Here is a 19,992-nt window from a genome sequence, read left to right on the forward strand (position 1 = left end):
CGTGGGGGTCGGGAGAGACGGCGGTCATGTGCTGGTGACGGCACACGGACGGCGGTGAGCCACAGTCCGGCACCGGGGGAACGGGTGCGGACGTCACCTACGGGGGAGGTGACGTCCGCACCCACACCGACGCCCGCGGCCCCGGCCCGGGGGGTACGGCGCTCAGCCGGGGGCGGGCGTCGGGGAGGGGGCGGGGTGTCCGGGCGCTGGGGAGTCGCTGGCGCCTTCGGAGTGCCACTCGCCGACCTCGTCCGCTGAGCAACCTGCCGGCGAACCGTGAGCGGTCCGACGGCTGGACGTCGGTCGACAGCGGTGTCAGGCGCCCGCCCAGGCCACCCGCTGGCCCTCGGGCGAGACCTCGATCTCGAATGCCGCCAGCGGCGGAGCGTCGTCTGCCTGCCAGCGCAGCAGGTGCTCCTCGACGTCGTCCCACAGGCGGCCGGGACCGCCCTGGCGGACCGTCCAGCGCTCCTCGCCGCCAGGAAGAAGAGCAGCCCAGGCGCCAGCGTCCACATCCAGCAGGACGTGCTCCGTGCCGCTCGGGCCGGGCAGCGTGAGGCGCTGTGCGCGGGGTGCCGCGAGCTGCGCGACGAACCGGGCCGCCGGATCGGTCAGCAGGGTCGGAGCGAGCCGGGCCCGGCGCTCCTCCCCGGAGCCGAAGTCCGGCAGCATGCCCAACGGCGGGGGCGCCTGGGGGCGGGCGAGCATGAACGACACGGTCCCGTCCAAGAACCGGCCGCGCGCCGTGCCGTCATCGCCGACGGTGAGGCGTGCCAGGCCGGAGGCGTGCCTCCAGCCGGTGATCGTGGCCAGGATGATGCCGCCCGGGCGGGTCTGCTCGACCCAGGCGGGAGGCACGGCCAGCACGCTGCAGGTGGCGATGACACGGTCGTACGGGGCGCCGTCCTTGTGGCCGGCGAGACCGTCGCCGACGACGAGGTCCGGGTAGTAGCCGCACGTGCCGAGGCTCGTCGCCGCCCGGACGGACACCTCGGGGTCGACCTCCACCGAGGTCACGTGGTCGTCGCCGAGCCGGTGGCAGAGCAGGCCGGTGGAGTACCCGGTGCCGGTGCCGATCTCCAGCACCTGGTGACCGTCCTCGACCTGGAGGTCTTCCAGCATCCGGACGACCAGGCTGGGCAGTGTGCTCGACGACGTGGGCTCGCGCAGGATCTCACCGCGGATGTCCGCCGGTGCGATCGTGCCGGCCACCTGGGTGACGAACGACTCGTCGTCGTAGCAGCGCACCAGCCAGCCACGGGATTCCGCCGGTACCGGCCGCCAGGCGGTGGGGCCCGGGCCGATCACCCGCTCGAAGAATCCGGCGCGGAGGAACTCGTGCCGAGGCACTGACTCGACGGCCGTGCGCCACTGCCGGGTGTGCAGGTGACCGCCGTCGGCCAACTGGTCGGCGAGCGCGCGGCGCAGGGCGGCGGTGTCCAGGTCGCTCATCGGGGTTTCCTCTCCAGGAGGTCGGCCATGGCCGCGAGCATGGGCAGGCCGGTCTCCGGTTCGAGCCAGTACCACTGGCCGGACGGGTTGCACTCCAGGAACCACCATGTGCCCTGCCGGTCGACGGCGAAGTCGAAAGCGACGAAGACGAGGTTGAACCGGGCCAGGTAGGCGTACAGAGCGTCGGTGATGCCGGGCGGTGGTGTGACGGGCGTGTAGCGCAGCCGGCTGTAGTCGGTGCGCCAGTCCAGCAGGTCGCAGTTGATCCGAACGGCGAAGACCCGGTCACCGATGACGGTGACGCGGACGTCCGCGGTCTTGTCGACCCTCTGCTGGAACAGGTGCGCTGTGCCGGCGATGCCCTCGTCGATGTCGTCGAGTGCGACCTCGGCGACCTTGACGGTGTTGGAGACGCCGCCCACGAAGTAGGCAGGGGCGGCGAGGGGCTTGTAGATGATGGAGCCGTACCGCTTGATGAATGCCCGGGCGGCGTCCGGCTCCGTGGTGAGGAGCGTCGGCGGGACCTGGAAGCCGACGGCCGCCGCCGCGGTGAGGCCGGCCGGCTTGAACTCGGCGTCGCCGATCCTGTGGGGGTGGTTGACGTACAGGCAGCCCGGCAGGGAAGCCAGGACGCCGCCCAGCCCATAGCGGGCCTGGGTGATGGCGAACCGGGCGTCCTGCTCGTCGAGGTGCGGGTACGAGAAGCCGGAGGGCCGCCGGTAGTACAGGGAGCGGGTCTGCGAGAGTTCGGCGGTCCGGGTGGGCGTGGACAGCATGCCGTCCAGGCCGTCGGTGGTGATGGTGGCCGCGACCGACAGGGCGTGCGGGAAATCCGCGCTGTCGAACCGCACGACCGGGACGCCCCGGTCGTGCAGCTCGCCGATCACCACGTCGGCGGTGGGGTCGTTCAGGCAGGTGACGACCAGCACCGGACGAGGGGCATTCACTGGTCGCTGTCGCTCCCCGTGTCGCTGTCGTTGGTGGTGCCGTTGCCGTCGGGGCTGGTGCCCGTCGACGGCTGGGTGCCGGTGCTGGTGCCGTGGCCGGGCATCTCCATGACCCGGCCGAGGCGGTCGAAGAAGACGGTGGTCTGGGTGGCCGCGTTCAGTACCGCGCGCGCGTAGGCCGGGGCCATCGTGGGGTAAGGCGCCATGCGCCTCAGCCCCCAGGGGGTGGGCGTGGTGGCGCCGGACGGCACCGGAGTTCCGGTCGGGAGGCGGTCGGAGTGCACGTACAAGGCAGTTCCTCTCGTCGGTGGTGCGCGTAGCCCGCCGTTCGGTTACGGCGGCGCATGTAGGGGGCCGCCGGTGCAGGCGCTTGCGGGCGCCCGTCCGGCGCTCACCTAAGGCGCCGGGGTCTGTGTCCCCCGGGATGTCAGGTAGGCCCGCCGCCGGCCGGGGGGACCGGCGGCGGGCCCTCTCCAGCGCTCATGGCTCCAAGGCCCGCGCAAGGAACCCGCTGGAGGTCTTCCCGTGCCCGGCGTGTCGGCCCGCCGGACACGGAGCTGTCGGAGGTGCTCGGGTAGGTAGAGATCCCGGGCGAGGTGCCTTGCTATTCGACCCACTTGGTACCGGAGGCTGCCGCAGTGGCCCCCGCCGGTCGATGTGGAGTGGCCTCGTGCTCCAGGCCCCGCCGTCGGGGTGTTCCAGCGCGCAGTAGCCGGCCGCTCGGCTCGCCGACTGCACGGCCTCCGCGCGCCGCGTCGCGAGGGTCTTCCGCGCTTCGGTCATCGGGCGCCCGCCCTCTTGGTCAGGCACCGGACGTGGGCATAGCCGAGGTAGGGGCTCACGTCGCCCTGCCAGCACACGGGTGCTGCCAGTTCCGACCTCAGCAGGGGGCCGGACAGGCGAAACACACGGGCTCGCTCTTGTCCGCGGGGCCGATGGTCAGCTCATGCATGGTCCGCCGGCCGTGGCCGAGGAAGCAGACCCCTCGGCCGCGGCAGGTGGTGCAGTCGGTAAGTGCAGGTGCCAGTCGTACCAGGTGGTGTACCAGATGCACCGGGCCGTGTAGCAGGCGGTGCAGGCCCGTCGAGGAAGAGGGTTCGACGGCTCCGGTTCCACGGCGGCGCCATCGGCCGGGCTGAGGCACCAGACACACGCCTCGCCGGTCAGGGCCGCCGCGGGTAGCGTCAGTGGCACCTCGTGCACGGAGATGAGCCGGTGCAGGCGCGCCTGCTCCTCGGGGATCTGCACGGTCATCGGCGTAGCTCCAGGACGAGGGCGTGCAAGGCACGCCGAGTCTCGCAGAGGGCGGTGTCGTCCACGCACTGCTCGCACTGGCCAGGGTGCGCGTTGCGGGCGGCTCGGACGGCAAGTCGGGTGCAAGGCCGGCAGGCCCGAGGCCACCAGCGGACACCGCCGGTCTCGCGCTCGCCGAGGTCGATGGCCGCCGCGGCGGACAGCGGCTCTCCGCCCCACACGCACTCGGCTCCGCGCGCCCTGGCGTCCGGCAGGCCTTCCAGCGGCGGCAGCAGGATGAGCGGCAGCAGTTCTGCGGGGATGTCGACCAGGGGGTGGGTGTGAGCGGCCGTCATGCTGTCGCCTCCGTTTTGGTCCGGCAGCTGCTGGTGGCGAAAGCGGCGCTCAGTACGGCGGGGTCGGTCAGCTGGCCGCTGCCGTCCGGGATGGCCAGCCACGACCTGCCGCCGAGCGCGTGCGTCACGGGCGGGCAGTGCAGTTCCCAGCCGGCCGGGTGCACGTAGACGCCGACGGTGCCGTCCAGTTCGTCCGCGAGGCTCGGCTGGAGCAGCCACCAGGACAGGGTTCGGTCGATGTCGGTGAGTACCGGGCCGAAGGGGGTGGATCCGAGGTGTCGGAGCGCTCGCATGGACCTGGACAGCTGCGTCTCGGCTACCCGCCAGTGGGGGCCGGTGGGGATAGCGGCCAGCTGCCCGGCGTCCCACGCCTGCTGTACTGCGGCCGGGTCCGGGGCGCAGGACAGAAGCCAGTCCATGCCTTCGCGCACCGGGGCGAGGGGGATGTGAGGAGTCCTGGTCACCGGGCCACCCGAGCGTGCTGGTGGCAGCCGCACGACACGACGATCCATACCTTCTTGCTGGGCGCTCGCTGGACCCGGCCCACCACCGTCATCCTTTGCGCGACCGCACCGCAGTACCAGCAGGCTCGCCCGTGAAGCCGGGCGATGCTCACAGGTCCAGCGACTTGGAGCGGCTGCTCGCCGCGTCGGCGCATCCTGGCCTCCATCTGCTGTCTCTCTCGGACAGACAGAGCATGGGCCGCGGCAAGGGCTACAAGGGATACAGCGTGTATCCCCTCATACGGCGCCGATCCACTCGGTGAACGCGGTCAGCGATTCGGCGTCTGCTCGCTTCAGCCTGCGGATCGTGGCCGTGGCCTCCCGCGCCCATGGGTGCTCGCGGGTGTGCTGCGGTGCGATGAACCGCGCGACCTTCAGCGACTCGAACGCGTCGTCAGGGCGCCCGGCCCACACCTGTGCTCGCGCCAGCTCGATCCAGAACCCTGACCGGCGCTCGGCAGGCATCGAGTCTGGAGGCGTCCACTCGTCTGCGACGTTGAGGGCGGTCTGGAGGTGGTCGCGGCCGAGGCTGACCGCGACGGACACCTCGTGGGCGCGCACGGAGTCGGAACCGAACTGGGTGCCATAGTAGGAGTCTTCGGGCAGGCCGTCGCCGAGCCGGCGGGCTTCGGCCAGGTGTTGCTCCGCCGCGTCGGAGTCTTCCGCGCGGCCGGCGATGACGGCTGCCCGCATGTGTAAAGCGCCGCGGGCGGCGGTCGTATCCAGGCCGATCGGGCTGGGGCTGGCGTCGATGGCGCGCTCCAGAGCAGCGAGGCCCTGTGCGTGGGCGCGGGCCGCGTCTCCGTGCGGACGTAGGCGGCGGTGGCCTGGGCGATGCGGTCTTCGGTCTGGTCGGCGGCCCATCTCATCAGGTCAACGAGTCTTGCTGATAGGTCCCGGTGCCCGAATTTGTAGGCGACGGCGTCCGCTGACCGTGCGGTCGCGGCGAGGAGTTGGGCGGCGCGGAGCCGGTCGGCGCCGGTGCCGCGGTGCAGCGCGACCAGAGAGTGGGTGAGGAGGCGTGGGGCGTGCTCAGCGATGCGGGCGTACTGAGCACCGAGTCTCCACTCGGTCAGTTGCGCGACCGCCTCGCTGAGTTCGTGCAGCGGGCGGGCCGGGTCGTCTGTGGGGATGTCGTACCCGGCGATCGCCGCGGAGATGGCCGGGATGGCGGTGTGGACGCGGCTGTCGGTGCGGGTGCTGCCCGTGACGATATGGCTCGGGTCGACGGTGAGGGCGGCCGCGATCGCGTCGAGGGTGTCGTCGCTGGGTGAGCGGGCGCCGCGCTCGATGGCCTTGATCATGGGGAGGGAGACGAAGGCGGCACGTGCGAGGTCAGCCTGCGTCATCCGGCGGGCGCGGCGGATGGTGGCGACGCGACGGCCGACCTCTCGCGCAGTGGGGGTGGGCATACGGGCTCCGTTCGATACGTCCATCTCGAACAGCAGCGGCGTGGTGACGGTCTGAGTATGCGCGCGGGCCCTACTGGGTGACCAGCGCGGGCAGCTCGGTGAGGCTGTCGATCTGCCAGTCCGCTGTCGCAGCAACGTCCGGGTCGGTGGCCCACAGGTGCCCCCACGGGCCGCGCCGGAGGTGTGCTGTGCGGAGTCCGGCCGCCGCCGCGGGCAGTGTGTCATTGGCAGGGTGGTCGCCGACGTACAACGTCTCGCCCAAGGCTGCCTGCCCGGCCTCGACGGCCCGCTGGAAGAACTCGCGCCGAGGCTTGGCCACGCCCCACTCCCCTGACGTCGCGATCACGTCGGCCGGCAGGTCGAGGGTCCGCAGCAATTCCCCCGCGCGGGCGGTTTGGTTCCCGGCGATGACGACCCGGACGCCAAGCTGGCGCAACTCGGCCAACGCGGGCCGGACGTCGTCGTACAGGTCGCTGTCGTCCAGGCGTTCGCCACGGCCAGCGGCCTCGCGGGCCCGGTACTCGGCTGCGACGTCGATCCCCGGGCGGACGAGCCGGAGGGCGTCCGCGTTGTCGCGGCCTTGGGCCACGACCGCGCCCACGAGGGCCGAGAGCGTGTGCCGGGGGACGTTCAACCAGTCGGCCCACGAGGCCCAGTATCGGTCGTCGCGGACGATGGTCTCGCCCACGTCGAAGATCACGGCTCGAATCATGGGGTCAGGGTACTGACCGGGCCGATAGGCTTGATCTGTCCCCCTCTTCCCCGCCTCCGGGCACCGTGCGGTCTGCTGCGGTCGTGAACGAGGACATATCCGGCCCAGTGCGCCGCGATCGAAGGACGTCGACCTCCTCTTCGGCTGACCCCGCGGGGCGTTGCCGGCTCACTGAGAGCAGCAGGTACGGGACGGCACTCGGCTTGTGCTTAACCTCTGGGCGCCTCATTTCAACAGGGCAGCCTTGAACGACTCGCGGTGGGCCGCCAGCCACTGCTGGATGCGGTCCCAGCGCTGCCAACCACCGTGTTCGGACAGCGTCCGGGTGTAGGTGGGGTCGCCGTCGGCCACGCGCTCGGCGACGAAGGCCCGGCAGGATGCGGTGGCCTGTTCGATGACGCCGGGCAGTTCAGCGCGCTCCTGCGTGGAGAGGCCGTAGCCGTCGGCGAGGATCCGCAGTCGTGTCGGGGCGTCCAGCCCCGCGGGATGGAGCACGGCCGCGGAGGTGGGATCGAGCATGGGAACCCAGTAGCGGGCGGTCATGGCAACGTCCCATACGGCTCGGCCGGGGGCCGCCAGATCGAAATCGATCAGTGCTGTGGCACGGCCGTCGCGGAAGACGACGTTTTCCGGGCACACATCGTTGTGGCACAGCATCGTTCCTCCCGCCGGGTCGGCCAGGGATCGGGGCCACTCAGCGCATGCGTCAACCGGGACGGCCGCGCTGGCGTCATGCAGGCGCCTCAACAGACTTCCCACCGATCTCAACGCGGACTCGGTCATCGCCCAGCGCGGAAACGGCGGCAGAGCGACGTCGCCCGGGATGAAAGTCAGTTGCTCACGACTGTCTGCGGTAAGACGGATCGGCCTCGGAGTCCCGTCGAACCCGTGCTCTTCGAGCGCGAGGAGATGGGCATGGAGGGCGGGCGCGGTGCGCGGCGCCGGACGTTCCACCAGGGCACCGTGGCGGAAGACCGCGCCCGCGTTCACCATGCCGCCGACCAGGGCTTCGCCCTCTGCCGTCTCGTCCTCGGCCGTCATGTCGATCACGCTACCGTCAGACCGGTCTTGTGTGAGACGGTTCCGAAATCGCTTCGACCCATGTCGCTCTCCTGGGCTTTCGCCGGACGTTGAGGCGGCCTTCGTCCGATATCGCACGGCCGGATCCGGCGATCAGTTCAGGCATCCCATGGTGTACATATTCGCCATGGGGAGACGGGAACCTCCCGTGAAGGGGTGAGCGAGTGCGCCCAGTGCTGCTCGTGGACGTGGACGGACCGCTGAATCCCTATGCCGCGAGGCCACACCGGCGGCCTGAGGGCTACGGGACACACCGGTTGCTGACGCCTCGGTGGGAGGCCGCTGAGCGGCGCCGGCTGACTGAGTGGGGGCTGCCGGACAAGCCCGTGAAGCCGCTGCGTGTGTGGCTCAACCCGGAGCACGGCCCGGCGTTGAGCGCGCTCCCCTTCGACCTGGTGTGGGCGACGACGTGGGAGGAGGAAGCCAACACCTTCGTCGCCCCAGTCCTGGGATTGCCCGAGCTGCCCTTCATTCCCTGGCCCTCGCCGCGGCCCGAGCCCGGGGACGGTGTGTTCTGGAAGACGCCCGAGATCGTCGCGTGGGCGAGAGGCCGTGCGTTCGCCTGGGTCGACGACGACATCACGGAAGCGGATCGTACCTGGGTGCGGGAACACCACGACGGTCCCGCCCTACTGCACCGGGTCGATCCCCGATGCGGCCTTGGCGCCGACGACTTCGCCGCGCTGACGGCATGGGCGACCGGCCTGGACTGACTCCGCAACTGGCACAGTCGGCTGCGACGTGATCCTGCCTGATCAGGGCGCCTAGGCACATCGTCGATGCCGCCGTCCAGGTGACCCGTGATCACCCGGACGGCTATCGGGAGCAGTTGATACGCCTCAGGCTGCTCCGCCCCCCAGTCCATCCCGTACGGGTACAGGCCGCCCTCGTGGAACAGCCAGTCACCGCTGAGCCCGTCGGCCGGGATCGCGCTCCGCTCGCTCGGGAAGCCGGTCGGCTCGTCGTCGGGCGGCGGGCGCGATCGGAGTGGTGGCGAGGAACGTCACGACGCGGCCCGCTCGGGCGCGGGCTCGGTGCCGGCCGGGGCGTCCGGGTGGGCGAGGCCCAGGTGGTCACGCAGGGTCGTGCCCTCGTAGTCGGCGCGGAAGACGCCCTGTTCCTGGAGGAGCGGGACCACCTTGTCGGCAAACGGGTCGAGTCCGCCGGGAGTGATGTGCGGGACGAGGATGAAGCCGTCGGAGGCGTCGGACTGCACGAAGTCGTTGATGGTCCGGGCGACGGTGGCCGGGGAGCCGATGAACGTCTGCCGGTTGCCGGTGTTGATGACCAGGTCGCGTATGGACCACTTGTTGGCCTCGGCGAGCTGCCGCCACTCGCGGGCGATGGCGACCGGGTCCCGGTACATCCGCACCTGGGCGCGGCCCCGGGAGATGTGCTCCTCGGACACCACCGGGTCGACGTCGGGCAGCGGGCCCTCCGGGTCGTACGCCGACAGGTCCCGGTTCCAGACGAACTCCAGGTGCTTGATGGCCGTGGCGCCGCTGACCTGCTGCCGGCGGACCTCCCGGGCGAGTTCGGCGGCCTCCTGGTCGGTGTCCCCGAGGACGAAGGTCGCGGCGGGCAGGATGAGCAGCTGGTCGGGGCGGCGGCCGTACCGGGCCAGGCGGGACTTGACGTCCGTGTAGAAGGCCTGGCCCTCCTTCAGGGTGGCGTAGCGGCTGAAGATGGCGTCGGCGCTGGAGGCGGCGAACTCGCGGCCCTCCTCGGAGTCGCCGGCCTGGAAGATGACGGGACGGCCCTGCGGGGAGCGCGGGACGTTGAACCGGCCGTGGATGTCGAAGTGCTGCCCCCGGTGCACGAACGCGCCGGCCGCGGCGTCCCGGAGGAAGGCGCCGGTGGCCTGGTCGGCGAGGATCTCGTCGCCGCGCCAGGAGTCGAACAGTTCCGTCGCGGTGGCGAGGAACTCCTTGGCGCGGGAGTAGCGCTCCTCCTGCGGCAGGAAGCCGCCGCGCCGGAAGTTCTCGCCGGTGAAGGCGTCCCAGGAAGTGACCACGTTCCACGCGGAGCGGCCGTCGGAGAGGTGGTCGAGGCTGGCGAACTGGCGGGCCACCTCGTACGGCTCGTTGAAGGTGGAGTTGATGGTGCCGGTCAGGCCGAGCCGGTCGGTGACGGCGGCCAGCGCGGCCAGCACGGTGAACGTGTCGGGGCGGCCGACCACGTCCAGGTCGTAGATCTGGCCGCCCTGCTCGCGCAGCCTGAGTCCCTCGGCGAGGAACAGGAAGTCGAACTTGGCGCGTTCGGCGGTCCGCGCGAAGTGGACGAAGGAGCTGAACTCGATGTGGCTGCCGGCGGCCGGGTCGCTCCACACGGTGGTGTTGTTGACGCCGGGGAAGTGGGCGGCCAGGTGGATCTGCTTCAGCGGCTTGCTCATGGCGTACGGTCGTCCTCTCCGGCTCTTCAGGCTGCTGCGTAGCGGTTGGCGGGGCGGGTGAGGCCCAGGAGGCCGCGCAGGGTGCCGGCCTCGTAGGCGTCCCGGAAGCGGCGGCGGCGCTGCAGCTCGGGCACCAGGTCCCGGGTGATCCGCGGCAGGTCGTGGCCGGCGACCGCGGGCCGCAGCCGGAACCCGGTCAGTCCGCCGCTCGCCAACTCCTCCAGGAGGTCAGCGAGTTGTGCGGCGGTGCCGGTGAAGATCGCGGCGTCGCCGGTGTACGGCTCGCCCGCGAGCGCGTCGAGGCGGTCCCGGCGGGCCTCCGCCTCGGCCCGGCTGTCGTCGAGGAGGACGACGAGGTCGCCGAAGACGTGCAGGGTCTCCCCGGCGCGGCCCGCCGCCTCCTGCTCGGCGCGGATCTCGGCGACGATCGCCCGGGCCTGCTCCGCGTCGCGCGGGGTGACGTAGCCGATGTCGGCCTGGCGGGCCACGAGCCGGTACGGGAGGGTCCGGTGGGCGAGAGCGGTGACCAGCGGCTGGCCCTGCGGCGGACGGGGGGTGATGGACGGGCCCTTGACGCTGAAGAAGCGGCCCTCGAAGTCGATGTAGTGCAGCTTGTCCCGGTCGACGAAGCGGCCGGTCGCCGCGTCCCGGATCTCGGCGTCGTCCTCCCAGCTGTCCCAGAGCCGGCGGACCACTTCCACGTAGTCGGCGGCCTCGTCGAACAGGTCGGCGACGACCTGTTGCGCGTCCGGGTCGTCGAAGCCGTCGATCCTGGGGATGGTGCGCCGGCCGAAGTGCGCGGCCTCGTCCGGGCGGGCGGTGGTCCGCACGCGGACGCCCGCGCGCCCGGCGCTGACGTAGTCGAGGGTGGCGATCGCCTTGGAGATGTGGAACGGCTCGGTGTGCGTGGTCACCACGGTCGGGACCAGGCCTATGCGCCGGGTGAGCGGGGCGACGCGGGAGGCGATGAGGACGGCGTCGAGCCGGCCGCGGACCTGGTCCGTGCGCTCGTCCGGGGCGAGGAGCAGGGAGGACTGCGGGCCGAGGCCGTCCTCGAAGGTCACGAAGTCGAGCAGGCCGCGTTCGGCCTCGGTGACGAGGTCGGCCCAGTAACCGGCGGTGAACAGGTCCCGGGGGCGGGCGACCGGCTCGCGCCAGGACGCGGGGTGCCAGCCGGTGCCGTCCAGGGCGACGGCGAGATGCAGGGGCGCGGGGGTGGTTGAGGACACGTGGGTGCCTTCCTTGATGTCCGTACGAGGGCACGGCTCGCGGTGCCGGCGGCGGCCGGGGCGGGCGGCGCCGGCCGCGGGCGAGCGCGGCAGGCGGAGGACCGGGCCGGGATGCGGGCCGGGGGAACGTCAGGGGCGACAGAGCGCGGCGGACACGCGCTGGAGGTCTATGTGCGGCCGGGAGTGCAGCCGGACGGAGCGGTACGGGTGCGGGGCGCGCGGCGGGCGTGCCTGCGGGGGCACTCGGGTCACGGCCGTCACCTCCCTCCGTCGGGCGCCGCGGGCCGGGTCGGCGACCGCCTGGCGGATCTCGTCATGACACTCAACGCCCGGCCCGCGCCGGTTGTTCCCGGCTGCGCGGCCGGCGAGGCGGGAACGGCGGCGCGGGGCGGACCCGATCGACTCGTACGGCCGGATCGCGGGCGTGTCGCCGGCGCGGCGGTGTGCGGGACCGGGGTGTCCCCGCGGTCCCGGATGCCCGCCGCGACCGCGCGCACCAGCCGGGCCGCCCGTCCCCGGCCGCGGTACGGGGGGCCGGTGCACACCGCGCCGGTCTCGGTCCAGCCAGCAGCCGCGGCCTCTCCCCCGCCACGGCGACGAGCCTGCCCTGGTGCCGGACGCCCGGACAGGCGCTTCTCCCGACGGCCGTTCGGGGAACGGTCCGGGCCGGGTGCGGGCGACCGGGCCGGGTGCGGGCGGCCGGACGGGGTGCGGGCGACCGGGCCGAGGATCTCGGGAACGTCGTCTGGCCCCCGCGCCGCGCCACGCCCGGTCCCGCAGCACCCGCTGGGCCGCGCCAGCGCCTGCGCCGGCCCGCGCCGCCCCCGCTTCACGAACGCGGCGCGGACGGAGTGCGTGGCGGTTGTTCACGCGTTGTCCAGCGGCAGGCCGGGCGGGTTGACCCTGGACTTCGTCACCGACTCCTCGGAGAGGCCGTAGGCGGCCAGCCACTTGCCGTACTGCCCGTTCTCGATCAGATGGTTGATGGCCTCGGCGACCGGCTCGGCGAGCCCGCTGTCCTTCTTGGCGGTGGCCGCGATCAGTCCCTGGAGGGTCGCGCCGGCGCCGGAGAAGGAGCCCGCGTTGCGGGTGGGGTCGGGGGAGTTCGCGGTCTGCCGGGCGCGGTAGGCGACCGTGGGGCTGGGGCCGAAGTAGGCGTCGATCTTGCCGCTGTTCAGCGCCAGGTTGACGGCGTTCTGGTCCGGGAAGTACTTGACGGTGAGTTTCTTGCCCTCCTTGGCCAGCTTGGCCTTCCACTCCAGCAGGATCTTCTCCTGGTTGGTGCCGGAGCCCACGCTGACCGTCTTGCCGGCGAGGTTCTCGTAGTCGCCGTCGAAGTTCCAGGTGTTCTTCTTCAGCACCTCGAAGGCCACGTCGTCCTTCCGGTAGGAGGCGAACTCGTACTTCTTCTTGCGTTCCTCGGTGACGGTGACGTTGGAGAAGGCCACGTCGACCTTGCCGCTGTCGATGCCGACGAAGAGGTTCTCCCAGGTCGAGTTCCTGATCTCGGGTTCGAGGCCGAGCACCGCGGCCACCAGGCGGCCGAGGTCCGGTTCGGAGCCGGTGAGGGTCTTCTGGTCGCTGCCCACGAAGTTCAGCGGGGCGGACCCCGAGGGCAGGGCACCGACGCCGATGACGAGCTTGCCGCTCTTGCGGACGGAGGCGGGCAGGCGGGCGCTGATGGACTTCACCTCGGAGACCTTCAGCGCGGTCTCCTCGGCGGCCCCGTTGGACAGCCGCCCCACGGTCACCGTGCCCGCGGTGTCGGTCGTGGCGGCGGCCTCGCTGTCGCCGCCGCAGGCGGTGAGCCCGCCGGCGAGGGAGAAGGTCACGGTGGCCGCGGTGAGGCCGCGGATCAGGGCGCGTCGGGAGAACTGGCTGGGCATGGCTGTCTGTCCTTGTCGTTCGGAAGGCTGGTTCGCCGAGGGGTGGTCAGCGGAGGGACGGTGCACGGACGGGCGGTCGGCGGGCGGGCGGGCGGTTCGCCAACGCGCGGTTCACAGACGGACGGTTCGCGAACGCGCGGTTCGCGGACGGACGGTTCGCGAACGCGCGGTTCGCGGACGGACGGTTAACGGACGGACGGTTCGCGGACGGATGGTTCCCCGAGGGGCGGTGCCGACAGGGCGACCGGCCGTGGCGGTCAGAGCACCTTGGCGAGGAAGTCCCGGGTCCGTTCGTGCCGGGGACGGTCCAGTACCTGGCCGGGCGGGCCCTCTTCGACGATCCGGCCGCCGTCGATGAAGACGACCCGGTCGGCGACCTCGCGGGCGAAGCCGATCTCGTGGGTGACGATGACGAGGGTGGTGCCGCTGGTCGCCAGGTCCTTGATGACGGCGAGCACCTCGCCGACGAGTTCGGGGTCGAGCGCCGAGGTCGGCTCGTCGAAGAGGATGATCCCGGGCCGCAGGGCGAGGGCGCGGGCGATGGCGACCCGCTGCTGCTGGCCGCCGGACAACTGCCTCGGGTAGGCGCCGGCCTTGTCGCCGAGGCCGACGCGGTCGAGGAGTTCGCGGGCGAGTTCCGCGGCCGCCGCCCTGGTCAGCCTGCCGGTGGCGACGGGGGCTGCGGCGACGTTGTCGAGGACGGTCAGGTGCGGGAAGAGGTTGAAGCTCTGGAAGACGAAGCCGATCCGGCTGCGCTGGGCCAGGATGGTGCGCTCGCTGAGTTCCTTCAGCCGGTCCCCGTGCCGCTTCACCCCGATCAGCTCGCCGCCGACGCTGACATGGCCGATCTCCGGCTTCTCCAGGTGGTTGATGACCCTGAGCAGCGTCGACTTGCCGGAACCGGACGGTCCGAGGATCACCGTGACCTCGCCGGGGCGAACGGTCAGATCGATGCCGTCGAGCACGCGGTGGGCGCCGTACCACTTGTGGACGCCGTGCACTTCGAGGGCGGCCGGGGCGGGCTTCTCCAGGGTCTGTCCGCGGGTGTGTGCGGTGCTCATACGGCGGCCTCCCTGCGCAGCCGGTCCCGCAGCCCGGCCAGGCCGGCCCGGGCCCGCTGGACGGGGGTCGGCGGCAGGGTGCGCGTGGCGCCCCGGGCGTAGTACCGCTCGACGTAGAACTGGACGACGGACACGGCGCTGGTGAGGATCAGGTACCAGACGGTGGCGACCAGGAGCAGCGGCACGACGTCACCGGGGTAGGTGCTGCTCATCGACTGCACGGCGCCGAACAGGTCGAGCAGGGACACGTAGAACACCAGGGACGTGCTCTTGACGAGGCCGATCAGCTGGTTGACGTAGTTCGGGGTGATGGACCGGAGGGCCTGCGGGAAGACGATCCTGCGGAACTGGTAGCCCTTGGGCAGGCCGAGCGCGGCAGCCGCCTCGTGCTGCCCCTGGTCGACGGAGAGGATGCCGCCGCGGACCACCTCGGCCGCGTACGCCGCCTCGTTGAGACTGAGACCGATGACCGCGATCGCCATGTCGGTGGCCAGCCGGGACTCGTCGAAGGTGACGAAGGCGGGGCCGAAGGGCACGCCGAGGCTCAACGTCTTGTACAGGGCACTGAAATTGTAGAGGAAGATCAGCACCACGATCAGCGGTACCGAGCGGAACAGCCAGGTGTAGGTCCAGCTGACCGCGCGCAGCACCGGGCTGCCGGAGAGCCGGGCGACGGCCAGCAGGATCCCGCCGAGGAGTCCCAGTACGGCGCTGAGCGCGGCGACTTCGAGGGTGACGAGGAGGCCGTCGAGGACGGCGGGGCGCAGGAACCAGTAGCGGAAGCGGTCCCACTGGTAGAAGGGGTTCGTGACCAGTCCGTGCAGGATCTGCGCGACGAGCACGAGGACGACGGCGGTGACGATCCACCGGCCGGGCCGGCGCAGCGGCTGAACCCGCTGGGCGGCGAGGGGCTTCGACGGTGTGCGGTCGGTCGGTGGCGGCGGCGCCTCGGCCAGCGAGACGGCGGCGCCCGGGGGTTCACTCATGGCAGGCTCCGGCGGAGTCGGACACCCCGGCGGCACCGCGCACGAGCGGGTGCGGGCCGCGACGGCACTACGGCACGGGGCGGCGCGCGGGCAGGCACGGGACCGGGGGCTGGGCGGACAGCGGCACACCGCCGGGGACGGTGTGCGGCGGGAACGCGGGGCTGGGCGGAGACGTCAGCCCTGACGGCGGGCAGAGCCCGGTGCGGTACACAGTGCGCTGTTCACGCGGAGCAGATCGACGGCCCGGTCGGCGACGAGGAGACCGGCGTACGACGGTACGCAGCCCTGGGGGCGGCTCGCGGCCGTCCGGGGAGCTGCGTCCATGGCGTCACCTGTCACTGTTCCGGCCCCGTGGGGCCTCGCGCTTACCGAAACGTCATCCGGTCCGGTCGTCACCTGGGGCACCCCACCGCGCTGCGAGGGTTGCCGGTCAGCGAGCCAGGGCTTGGCGCTGACGCTCATGACCGTTCTGAGCCGTAAGTAAGGCAGTTGCCCGTTCGAATGTCAACGGGCGTCCGTTCCTTGGACGTCGGCGGCCCGCTCTCACCTGCGGGAAGCGTCGGAGGCGTCCGCTGCATGGCTCGCCCAGTCCAGGATCTGGACGGCGGCTCCGGCGGCCTCCAGGCCCTGGCAGCGGCCGTGGTGGCGGCGGGCGATGGCGTCGAGGTCGAGGTGGCGGCCGAACGCGGGGTGGGCCGCCAGCCGGCGGGCGTAGGCCCACAGGGCGCGGTGGCCGGCGATGCGGTGCACGGCGGAGGCGTCGAGATGGCAGCGGTGCACGGTGTCGAGCTGCACCAGGGTCACCCACAGCTCGATGTCGGCGGCGGTGAGCCGGCCGTCGGCCAGGTACTCCTCGCCGCTCAGCCGCCGCTCCAGCCGGCCCAGGGTGTCCAGCAGTATGTCGAGGGCGGCGGCCCGCTCGGCGGGGTCGGCGCCGGCCCGTCCGGCGCGCTGCGCGGCCTCCTCCACGCCCTCGCCGCACATGCGCTCCACGGCCTCGATCACGGACTCCAGCCCGGAGGGGTACAGGCGGGCGTCGCCGCCCGGCCGGAACCGGTCCAGGTCGCGCAGGATGTCCGGGGTGTGGGTGCTGACGATGCGTCCGGACCAGTCGTCGCTGAGGACGGGCGCGAGCGCCGGGCCGGTGTAGCGGTGGGCGCTCGCCTCGTACAGCGGGCGCAGTGCCGCGTGGCCGCCTCCGGGACCGTCCGGGACGGCGGGCAGGAGGGTGACCGGACACCGGGTGTCGAGGCCGAGCAGGCTGTGGCCGACGGCGAGGCGCAACCCGTCGGGGCAGGCGGTGGACAGATGGAGCCGGTAGCGGTGCGGCACGGCGTAGTGACCGCTGCGCGCGTCGCTGCCGATCCGGCCCCGGAAGACGGGGGCGGTGCGGTGGGCGGACGGGACGGCGGCGAGCGAAGTGATGGACATGCGTCTCCCCGGGTGGTGGGCGTGGCGGAGTGCGGGCCTGCCATGTGCGGCCCCGCGGTGTGCGGGCGTACGGCGTGCGGTCCTGCCGCTCGCGGATGTGCGGGTGCGGGCGTGCGGGGTGCGGGTGCGGGGACCATGGGTGCGTGGCACGTGCGTCCGGATCGCGGGCGTGCGGACGGGCGCGCCGCCGCGGGCCGGGCCGGCCGGCGGGGGCCGAGGGGCCCCGGGTCAGCGGTGGCGGCTGATCGCGCTGCAGACGCGCTGCAGGTCGATGTGGCGGCGGGAGGTGAGCAGAGGGGCGCGCAGCGGCGTCCGGCCCGTGCGGCCGGTGCGCGGTGCGAGGCGCGTCATGGTTCCCTACCTGTTCACTAGGATTCCCCCTCCCTGGAGTGTCGATCCGGCTTGGCACGGCGTCAAGGGGGCGTCCACGCCTGGGAGTCGGGGTCTCCTCAGCGAGAGGAACATGTGACATAGTACTGGCGTGACGAAGCGACTGACCTGCGATGTCGTGGTCGTCGGGGCCGGGATGGTGGGCGCGGCCTGTGCGTGGTACGCCGCGCGCGCCGGACTCGACGTACGACTGGTGGACCGGGGCCCGGTGTCCGGCGGCACCACCGGCGCCGGCGAGGGCAACCTGCTCGTCTCCGACAAGGAACCGGGCCCGGAACTGGAACTCGCCCTGCTCTCCGCGCGGTTGTGGGCCGAGCTGGCACAGGAGCACGGCACCGCGATCGAGTACGAGCCCAAGGGCGGCCTCGTGGTCGCCTCGACCCCCCGGACGCTCGCCGCGCTGGAGGACTTCGCCGCGGGCCAGCGGCGCGCCGGTGTCACCGCCGTACCGGTCGGCGGCGACCGACTCGGCGAGCTGGAACCGCACATGGCGCCGGGCATGGCCGGCGGTGTGCACTACCCCCAGGACGCCCAGGTCATGCCCGCCCTGGCCGCCGCCCGTCTGGCCCGCGCCTCCGGTGCCGCGCTGCACGGCGGCCGGACCGTGACCGGGGTGCTGCGCACGGCGGACGGCACGGTGTACGGCGTCCGCACCGACCGGGGCGAGATCCACGCACCGGCCGTGGTGAACGCGGCGGGCACCTGGGGCGGCGACCTCGCGGCACTCGCCGGCGTCCGGCTGCCGGTGCTGCCCCGGCGCGGCTTCGTGCTGGTCACCGAGCCGCTGCCGCGGATGGTCCGGCACAAGGTGTACGCCGCGGACTACGTGGCCGACGTGGCCAGCGACTCGGCCGCCCTGCGCAGCTCGCCGGTCGTGGAGGGCACGGCCGCGGGACCGGTGCTGATCGGCGCCACCCGGGAACGGGTGGGCTTCGACCGCTCGCTGTCGCTGACCGCGGTCCGGGCCCTCGCGGCCGGGGCCATCGGGCTGTTCCCGTTCCTGGAGCGGGTCCGCGCACTGCGGACGTACGCGGGCTTCCGGCCGTACCTGCCCGACCACCTGCCGGCGATCGGTCCCGATCCGCGGGCGCCCGGCCTGTTCCACGCCTGCGGGCACGAGGGCGCCGGCATCGGACTCGCCCCCGGCACCGGGCAGTTGATCGCGCACGCGCTCACCGGAAAGGCGCCGGAGCTGGATCTCACGCCGTTCCGGCCGGAGCGGTTCGACACCGAGGGAGGCGACGTCCGGTGAATCCGCTGGAGTGGGCCCGGGCCCGGCCGGGCGAGCCCTGCACCGTCACCTTCGACGGCCGCCCGCTGCCGGCCCTGCCGGGCCAGACGGTCGCGGCGGCGCTGTGGGCGGCGGGCACGACCGCCTGGCGCAGCACGCGCGGCACCGGCCGGCCCCGCGGGGTGTTCTGCGGTATCGGGGTGTGCTTCGACTGTCTGGTGACCGTCAACGGCCGCCCGAACCAACGGGCTTGTCTGGTACCGGTGCGTCCGGGAGATGTGATCCGCACACAGGAGGGGACGGGCCGGGACGATGACTGAACCACCACGACTCGCCGTGATCGGCGCGGGCCCGGCCGGCCTCGCCGGGGCGCTGGCGGCAGCCGCACGGGGTGTCCGGGTGACCCTGGTCGACGCGGCCGAGCAGGCCGGCGGGCAGTTCTACCGGCAGCCCGCCGCGGCCCTCGGGGCACGCCGGCCGCAGGCGCTGCACCACCAGTGGCGCACCTGGGAACGGCTGCGGGACGGGCTGGCCCGGCACCGCGCGGCCGGCCGGATCACCCATCTGACGGACCATCACGTGTGGTGCGTGCGGCGGGAGTCGGCCTCCGGACCGATCAGCGTGCACGCTCTGCTCGGCCCCGCACAGGAGGAGGGCGTCACCGTCCGCGCCGACGCCGTCCTGCTCGCCACCGGCGGGTACGAGCGGGTACTGCCCTTCCCGGGCTGGACGCTGCCCGGGGTCGTCACGGCGGGCGGCGCGCAGGCCATGCTCAAGGGCGGCCTGGTGCTGCCCGGCCGGACGGTGGTGGTGGCCGGGACCGGGCCGCTGCTGCTGCCGGTGGCCACCGGGCTCGCCGCGGCCGGCGCCCGGGTCGCCGCGCTGGTCGAGTCCGCCGGTCCGGCCGCGCTGCTGCGCCGGGCGCCCGCCCTGGCCGCGCAGCCCGGCAAGCTCGCCGAGGGCGCCGGATACGCGGCCCGGCTGCTGCGGCACGGCGTGCGCGCCCTGACCCGGCACACCGTCGTCGCCGCGCACGGCACCGACCGGCTGGAGGCGGTGACGGTGGCCGCGCTCGACCGGGACGGACGCCTCCGGCCCGGCAGCGCCCGGCGCATCCCCTGCGAGACCCTCGCCGTCGGCCACGGCATGCTCCCGCACACCGACCTCGCCGAGACCCTCGGCTGCACCCTGTCAGGCACCGCCGTACGGGTCGACGCCGAGCAGCGCACCGACGTGCCCGGCGTCTGGGCCGCCGGGGAGGCCACCGGTGTCGGCGGGGCGGCGCTCGCGCTCGCCGAGGGGCACATCGCCGGGCGCTCGGCCGCCGCCCGGCTGCACGGCACCGCCCCCGACCCGCGCCGCTGGGCCGCCGCCGCCCGGACCAGGACCCGGCTGCGGGACTTCGCCGCGGCCCTGGAGGCGGTGTACGCCCCACCGGCGGGCTGGGCGGACCGGGTCCCGGACGACACGGTGGTGTGCCGCTGCGAGGAGGTCACCGCCGGGCGGGTGCGCGAGTCCGCCGGCCTGCTCGGCGCCCCCGACCTGCGCAGCGTGAAGCTGCTCAGCCGGGCCGGGATGGGCTGGTGCCAGGGCCGGGTCTGCGCGCCCGCGGTGGCCGGCCTGGCCGGCTGCCCGCTCACCGCGGGACGCCGGCCGTTCGCCCGGCCGGTCCCGCTCGGCGTCCTGGCCGC

The 19,992-nt window shown here is 73.1% G+C and carries 21 protein-coding genes, 1 pseudogene and 1 riboswitch; of the genes and pseudogenes, 4 read left to right on the forward strand and 18 right to left on the reverse strand.

The genetic code is table 11. The features are described 5' to 3' along the window. Positions 1-315: 315 nt before the first annotated feature. The 9 genes and pseudogenes from tgmC to CCN44_RS03515 all read right to left on the reverse strand — a co-directional run bounded on the left by tgmC (position 316) and on the right by CCN44_RS03515 (position 7,656). Positions 316-1,452, reverse strand: coding sequence for an ATP-grasp peptide maturase system methyltransferase (tgmC, locus tag CCN44_RS03475; protein ID WP_059246535.1), 1,137 nt, complete (start codon positions 1,450-1,452; stop codon positions 316-318). Continuing rightward, positions 1,449-2,399: an ATP-grasp ribosomal peptide maturase gene (gene tgmB, locus CCN44_RS03480; protein ID WP_208639699.1), complete on the reverse strand. Its 951-nt coding sequence runs from the start codon at positions 2,397-2,399 to the stop codon at positions 1,449-1,451. The genes tgmC and tgmB overlap by 4 nt, the downstream gene beginning before the upstream one ends. Further along, positions 2,396-2,683, reverse strand: coding sequence for a putative ATP-grasp-modified RiPP (tgmA, locus tag CCN44_RS03485; RefSeq protein ID WP_414820482.1), 288 nt, complete (start codon positions 2,681-2,683; stop codon positions 2,396-2,398). Before tgmA ends, tgmB begins: the two co-directional genes overlap by 4 nt. Positions 2,684-3,338: 655 nt before the next feature. Continuing rightward, positions 3,339-3,653, reverse strand: coding sequence for a hypothetical protein (locus CCN44_RS45835; protein WP_237481908.1), 315 nt, complete (start codon positions 3,651-3,653; stop codon positions 3,339-3,341). Next, positions 3,650-3,988: a hypothetical protein gene (locus CCN44_RS03495; protein ID WP_086696813.1), complete on the reverse strand. Its 339-nt coding sequence runs from the start codon at positions 3,986-3,988 to the stop codon at positions 3,650-3,652. Before CCN44_RS03495 ends, CCN44_RS45835 begins: the two co-directional genes overlap by 4 nt. Then, positions 3,985-4,452, reverse strand: a complete 468-nt coding sequence (locus CCN44_RS45840; protein WP_237481906.1) for a hypothetical protein — start codon at positions 4,450-4,452, stop codon at positions 3,985-3,987. The genes CCN44_RS03495 and CCN44_RS45840 overlap by 4 nt, the downstream gene beginning before the upstream one ends. Before the next feature lie 276 nt (positions 4,453-4,728). After that, positions 4,729-5,903 (reverse strand): annotated as a pseudogene (locus tag CCN44_RS03505) (helix-turn-helix domain-containing protein). 70 nt (positions 5,904-5,973) lie between these two features. Beyond that, entirely contained in the window at positions 5,974-6,615 is a 642-nt protein-coding gene (locus tag CCN44_RS03510; RefSeq protein WP_079080784.1) for an HAD family hydrolase, read from the reverse strand. 225 nt (positions 6,616-6,840) lie between these two features. Continuing rightward, on the reverse strand, positions 6,841-7,656 hold the full coding sequence (locus CCN44_RS03515; RefSeq protein ID WP_086696822.1) for a phosphotransferase: 816 nt from the start codon (positions 7,654-7,656) through the stop codon (positions 6,841-6,843). 212 nt (positions 7,657-7,868) lie between these two features. Between CCN44_RS03515 and CCN44_RS03520 the strand changes: the two genes are divergently transcribed. Beyond that, positions 7,869-8,408, forward strand: coding sequence for a hypothetical protein (locus tag CCN44_RS03520; protein ID WP_086696814.1), 540 nt, complete (start codon positions 7,869-7,871; stop codon positions 8,406-8,408). Positions 8,409-8,698: 290 nt separating this feature from the next. Here the strand turns inward: CCN44_RS03520 and CCN44_RS03525 are convergent, their stop codons facing one another. The 9 genes from CCN44_RS03525 to CCN44_RS47335 form a co-directional block, all read right to left on the reverse strand. Beyond that, positions 8,699-10,087 carry an NtaA/DmoA family FMN-dependent monooxygenase gene (locus tag CCN44_RS03525; RefSeq protein WP_059246533.1) on the reverse strand — a complete coding sequence of 463 codons (1,389 nt, stop codon included), beginning with the start codon at positions 10,085-10,087 and terminating at the stop codon, positions 8,699-8,701. 26 nt (positions 10,088-10,113) lie between these two features. Then, positions 10,114-11,316, reverse strand: a complete 1,203-nt coding sequence (locus CCN44_RS03530; RefSeq protein WP_086696815.1) for an LLM class flavin-dependent oxidoreductase — start codon at positions 11,314-11,316, stop codon at positions 10,114-10,116. A 129-nt stretch (positions 11,317-11,445) separates the two neighbouring features. Next, positions 11,446-11,577, reverse strand: coding sequence for a putative leader peptide (locus tag CCN44_RS47735; RefSeq protein ID WP_391140302.1), 132 nt, complete (start codon positions 11,575-11,577; stop codon positions 11,446-11,448). Further along, positions 11,574-12,149 (reverse strand): GNAT family N-acetyltransferase, encoded by a 576-nt coding sequence (locus CCN44_RS47595; RefSeq protein ID WP_331478605.1) that lies wholly within the window; start codon positions 12,147-12,149, stop codon positions 11,574-11,576. Before CCN44_RS47595 ends, CCN44_RS47735 begins: the two co-directional genes overlap by 4 nt. Before the next feature lie 33 nt (positions 12,150-12,182). Continuing rightward, positions 12,183-13,202 (reverse strand): ABC transporter substrate-binding protein, encoded by a 1,020-nt coding sequence (locus tag CCN44_RS03540; RefSeq protein WP_086696816.1) that lies wholly within the window; start codon positions 13,200-13,202, stop codon positions 12,183-12,185. A gap of 257 nt (positions 13,203-13,459) precedes the next feature. Continuing rightward, complete coding sequence (locus CCN44_RS03545; RefSeq protein WP_086696817.1) at positions 13,460-14,263, reverse strand: amino acid ABC transporter ATP-binding protein; 804 nt, start codon at positions 14,261-14,263, stop codon at positions 13,460-13,462. Then, positions 14,260-15,249 carry an amino acid ABC transporter permease gene (locus CCN44_RS03550; RefSeq protein ID WP_086696818.1) on the reverse strand — a complete coding sequence of 330 codons (990 nt, stop codon included), beginning with the start codon at positions 15,247-15,249 and terminating at the stop codon, positions 14,260-14,262. Before CCN44_RS03550 ends, CCN44_RS03545 begins: the two co-directional genes overlap by 4 nt. Positions 15,250-15,605: 356 nt before the next feature. Then, positions 15,606-15,715, reverse strand: a riboswitch (SAM riboswitch). 77 nt (positions 15,716-15,792) lie between these two features. Beyond that, a complete protein-coding gene (locus CCN44_RS03555) occupies positions 15,793-16,680 on the reverse strand; it encodes a glutathione S-transferase C-terminal domain-containing protein (protein WP_086696819.1) in 888 nt (295 codons plus the stop codon). 228 nt (positions 16,681-16,908) lie between these two features. Then, complete coding sequence (locus tag CCN44_RS47335) at positions 16,909-17,031, reverse strand: putative leader peptide (protein ID WP_260335808.1); 123 nt, start codon at positions 17,029-17,031, stop codon at positions 16,909-16,911. Positions 17,032-17,161: 130 nt separating this feature from the next. Between CCN44_RS47335 and CCN44_RS03560 the strand changes: the two genes are divergently transcribed. The 3 genes from CCN44_RS03560 to CCN44_RS03570 form a co-directional block, all read left to right on the forward strand. After that, positions 17,162-18,322, forward strand: coding sequence for an NAD(P)/FAD-dependent oxidoreductase (locus CCN44_RS03560; protein WP_059246527.1), 1,161 nt, complete (start codon positions 17,162-17,164; stop codon positions 18,320-18,322). Continuing rightward, positions 18,319-18,621: a (2Fe-2S)-binding protein gene (locus CCN44_RS03565; protein ID WP_086696820.1), complete on the forward strand. Its 303-nt coding sequence runs from the start codon at positions 18,319-18,321 to the stop codon at positions 18,619-18,621. The genes CCN44_RS03560 and CCN44_RS03565 overlap by 4 nt, the downstream gene beginning before the upstream one ends. Then, a partial coding sequence (locus CCN44_RS03570; RefSeq protein WP_086696823.1) for an NAD(P)/FAD-dependent oxidoreductase occupies positions 18,614-19,992 on the forward strand: 1,379 nt, incomplete at its 3' end. The genes CCN44_RS03565 and CCN44_RS03570, both read left to right, overlap by 8 nt.

The organism is Streptomyces tricolor (assembly GCF_002155905.1).
Taxonomy (GTDB): Bacteria; Actinomycetota; Actinomycetes; order Streptomycetales; family Streptomycetaceae; genus Streptomyces; species Streptomyces tricolor.

Coding starts and splice junctions, on each gene's coding strand:
- tgmC (WP_059246535.1), bottom strand. CDS start 1,452: ATGAGCGACCTGGACACCGCCGCCCTGCGCCGCGCGCTCGCCGACCAG.
- CCN44_RS45835 (WP_237481908.1), bottom strand. CDS start 3,653: ATGACCGTGCAGATCCCCGAGGAGCAGGCGCGCCTGCACCGGCTCATC.
- CCN44_RS03495 (WP_086696813.1), bottom strand. CDS start 3,988: ATGACGGCCGCTCACACCCACCCCCTGGTCGACATCCCCGCAGAACTG.
- CCN44_RS03510 (WP_079080784.1), bottom strand. CDS start 6,615: ATGATTCGAGCCGTGATCTTCGACGTGGGCGAGACCATCGTCCGCGAC.
- CCN44_RS03515 (WP_086696822.1), bottom strand. CDS start 7,656: ATGACGGCCGAGGACGAGACGGCAGAGGGCGAAGCCCTGGTCGGCGGC.
- CCN44_RS03525 (WP_059246533.1), bottom strand. CDS start 10,087: ATGAGCAAGCCGCTGAAGCAGATCCACCTGGCCGCCCACTTCCCCGGC.
- CCN44_RS03540 (WP_086696816.1), bottom strand. CDS start 13,202: ATGCCCAGCCAGTTCTCCCGACGCGCCCTGATCCGCGGCCTCACCGCG.
- CCN44_RS03545 (WP_086696817.1), bottom strand. CDS start 14,263: ATGAGCACCGCACACACCCGCGGACAGACCCTGGAGAAGCCCGCCCCG.
- CCN44_RS03550 (WP_086696818.1), bottom strand. CDS start 15,249: ATGAGTGAACCCCCGGGCGCCGCCGTCTCGCTGGCCGAGGCGCCGCCG.
- CCN44_RS03555 (WP_086696819.1), bottom strand. CDS start 16,680: ATGTCCATCACTTCGCTCGCCGCCGTCCCGTCCGCCCACCGCACCGCC.
- CCN44_RS47335 (WP_260335808.1), bottom strand. CDS start 17,031: ATGACGCGCCTCGCACCGCGCACCGGCCGCACGGGCCGGACGCCGCTG.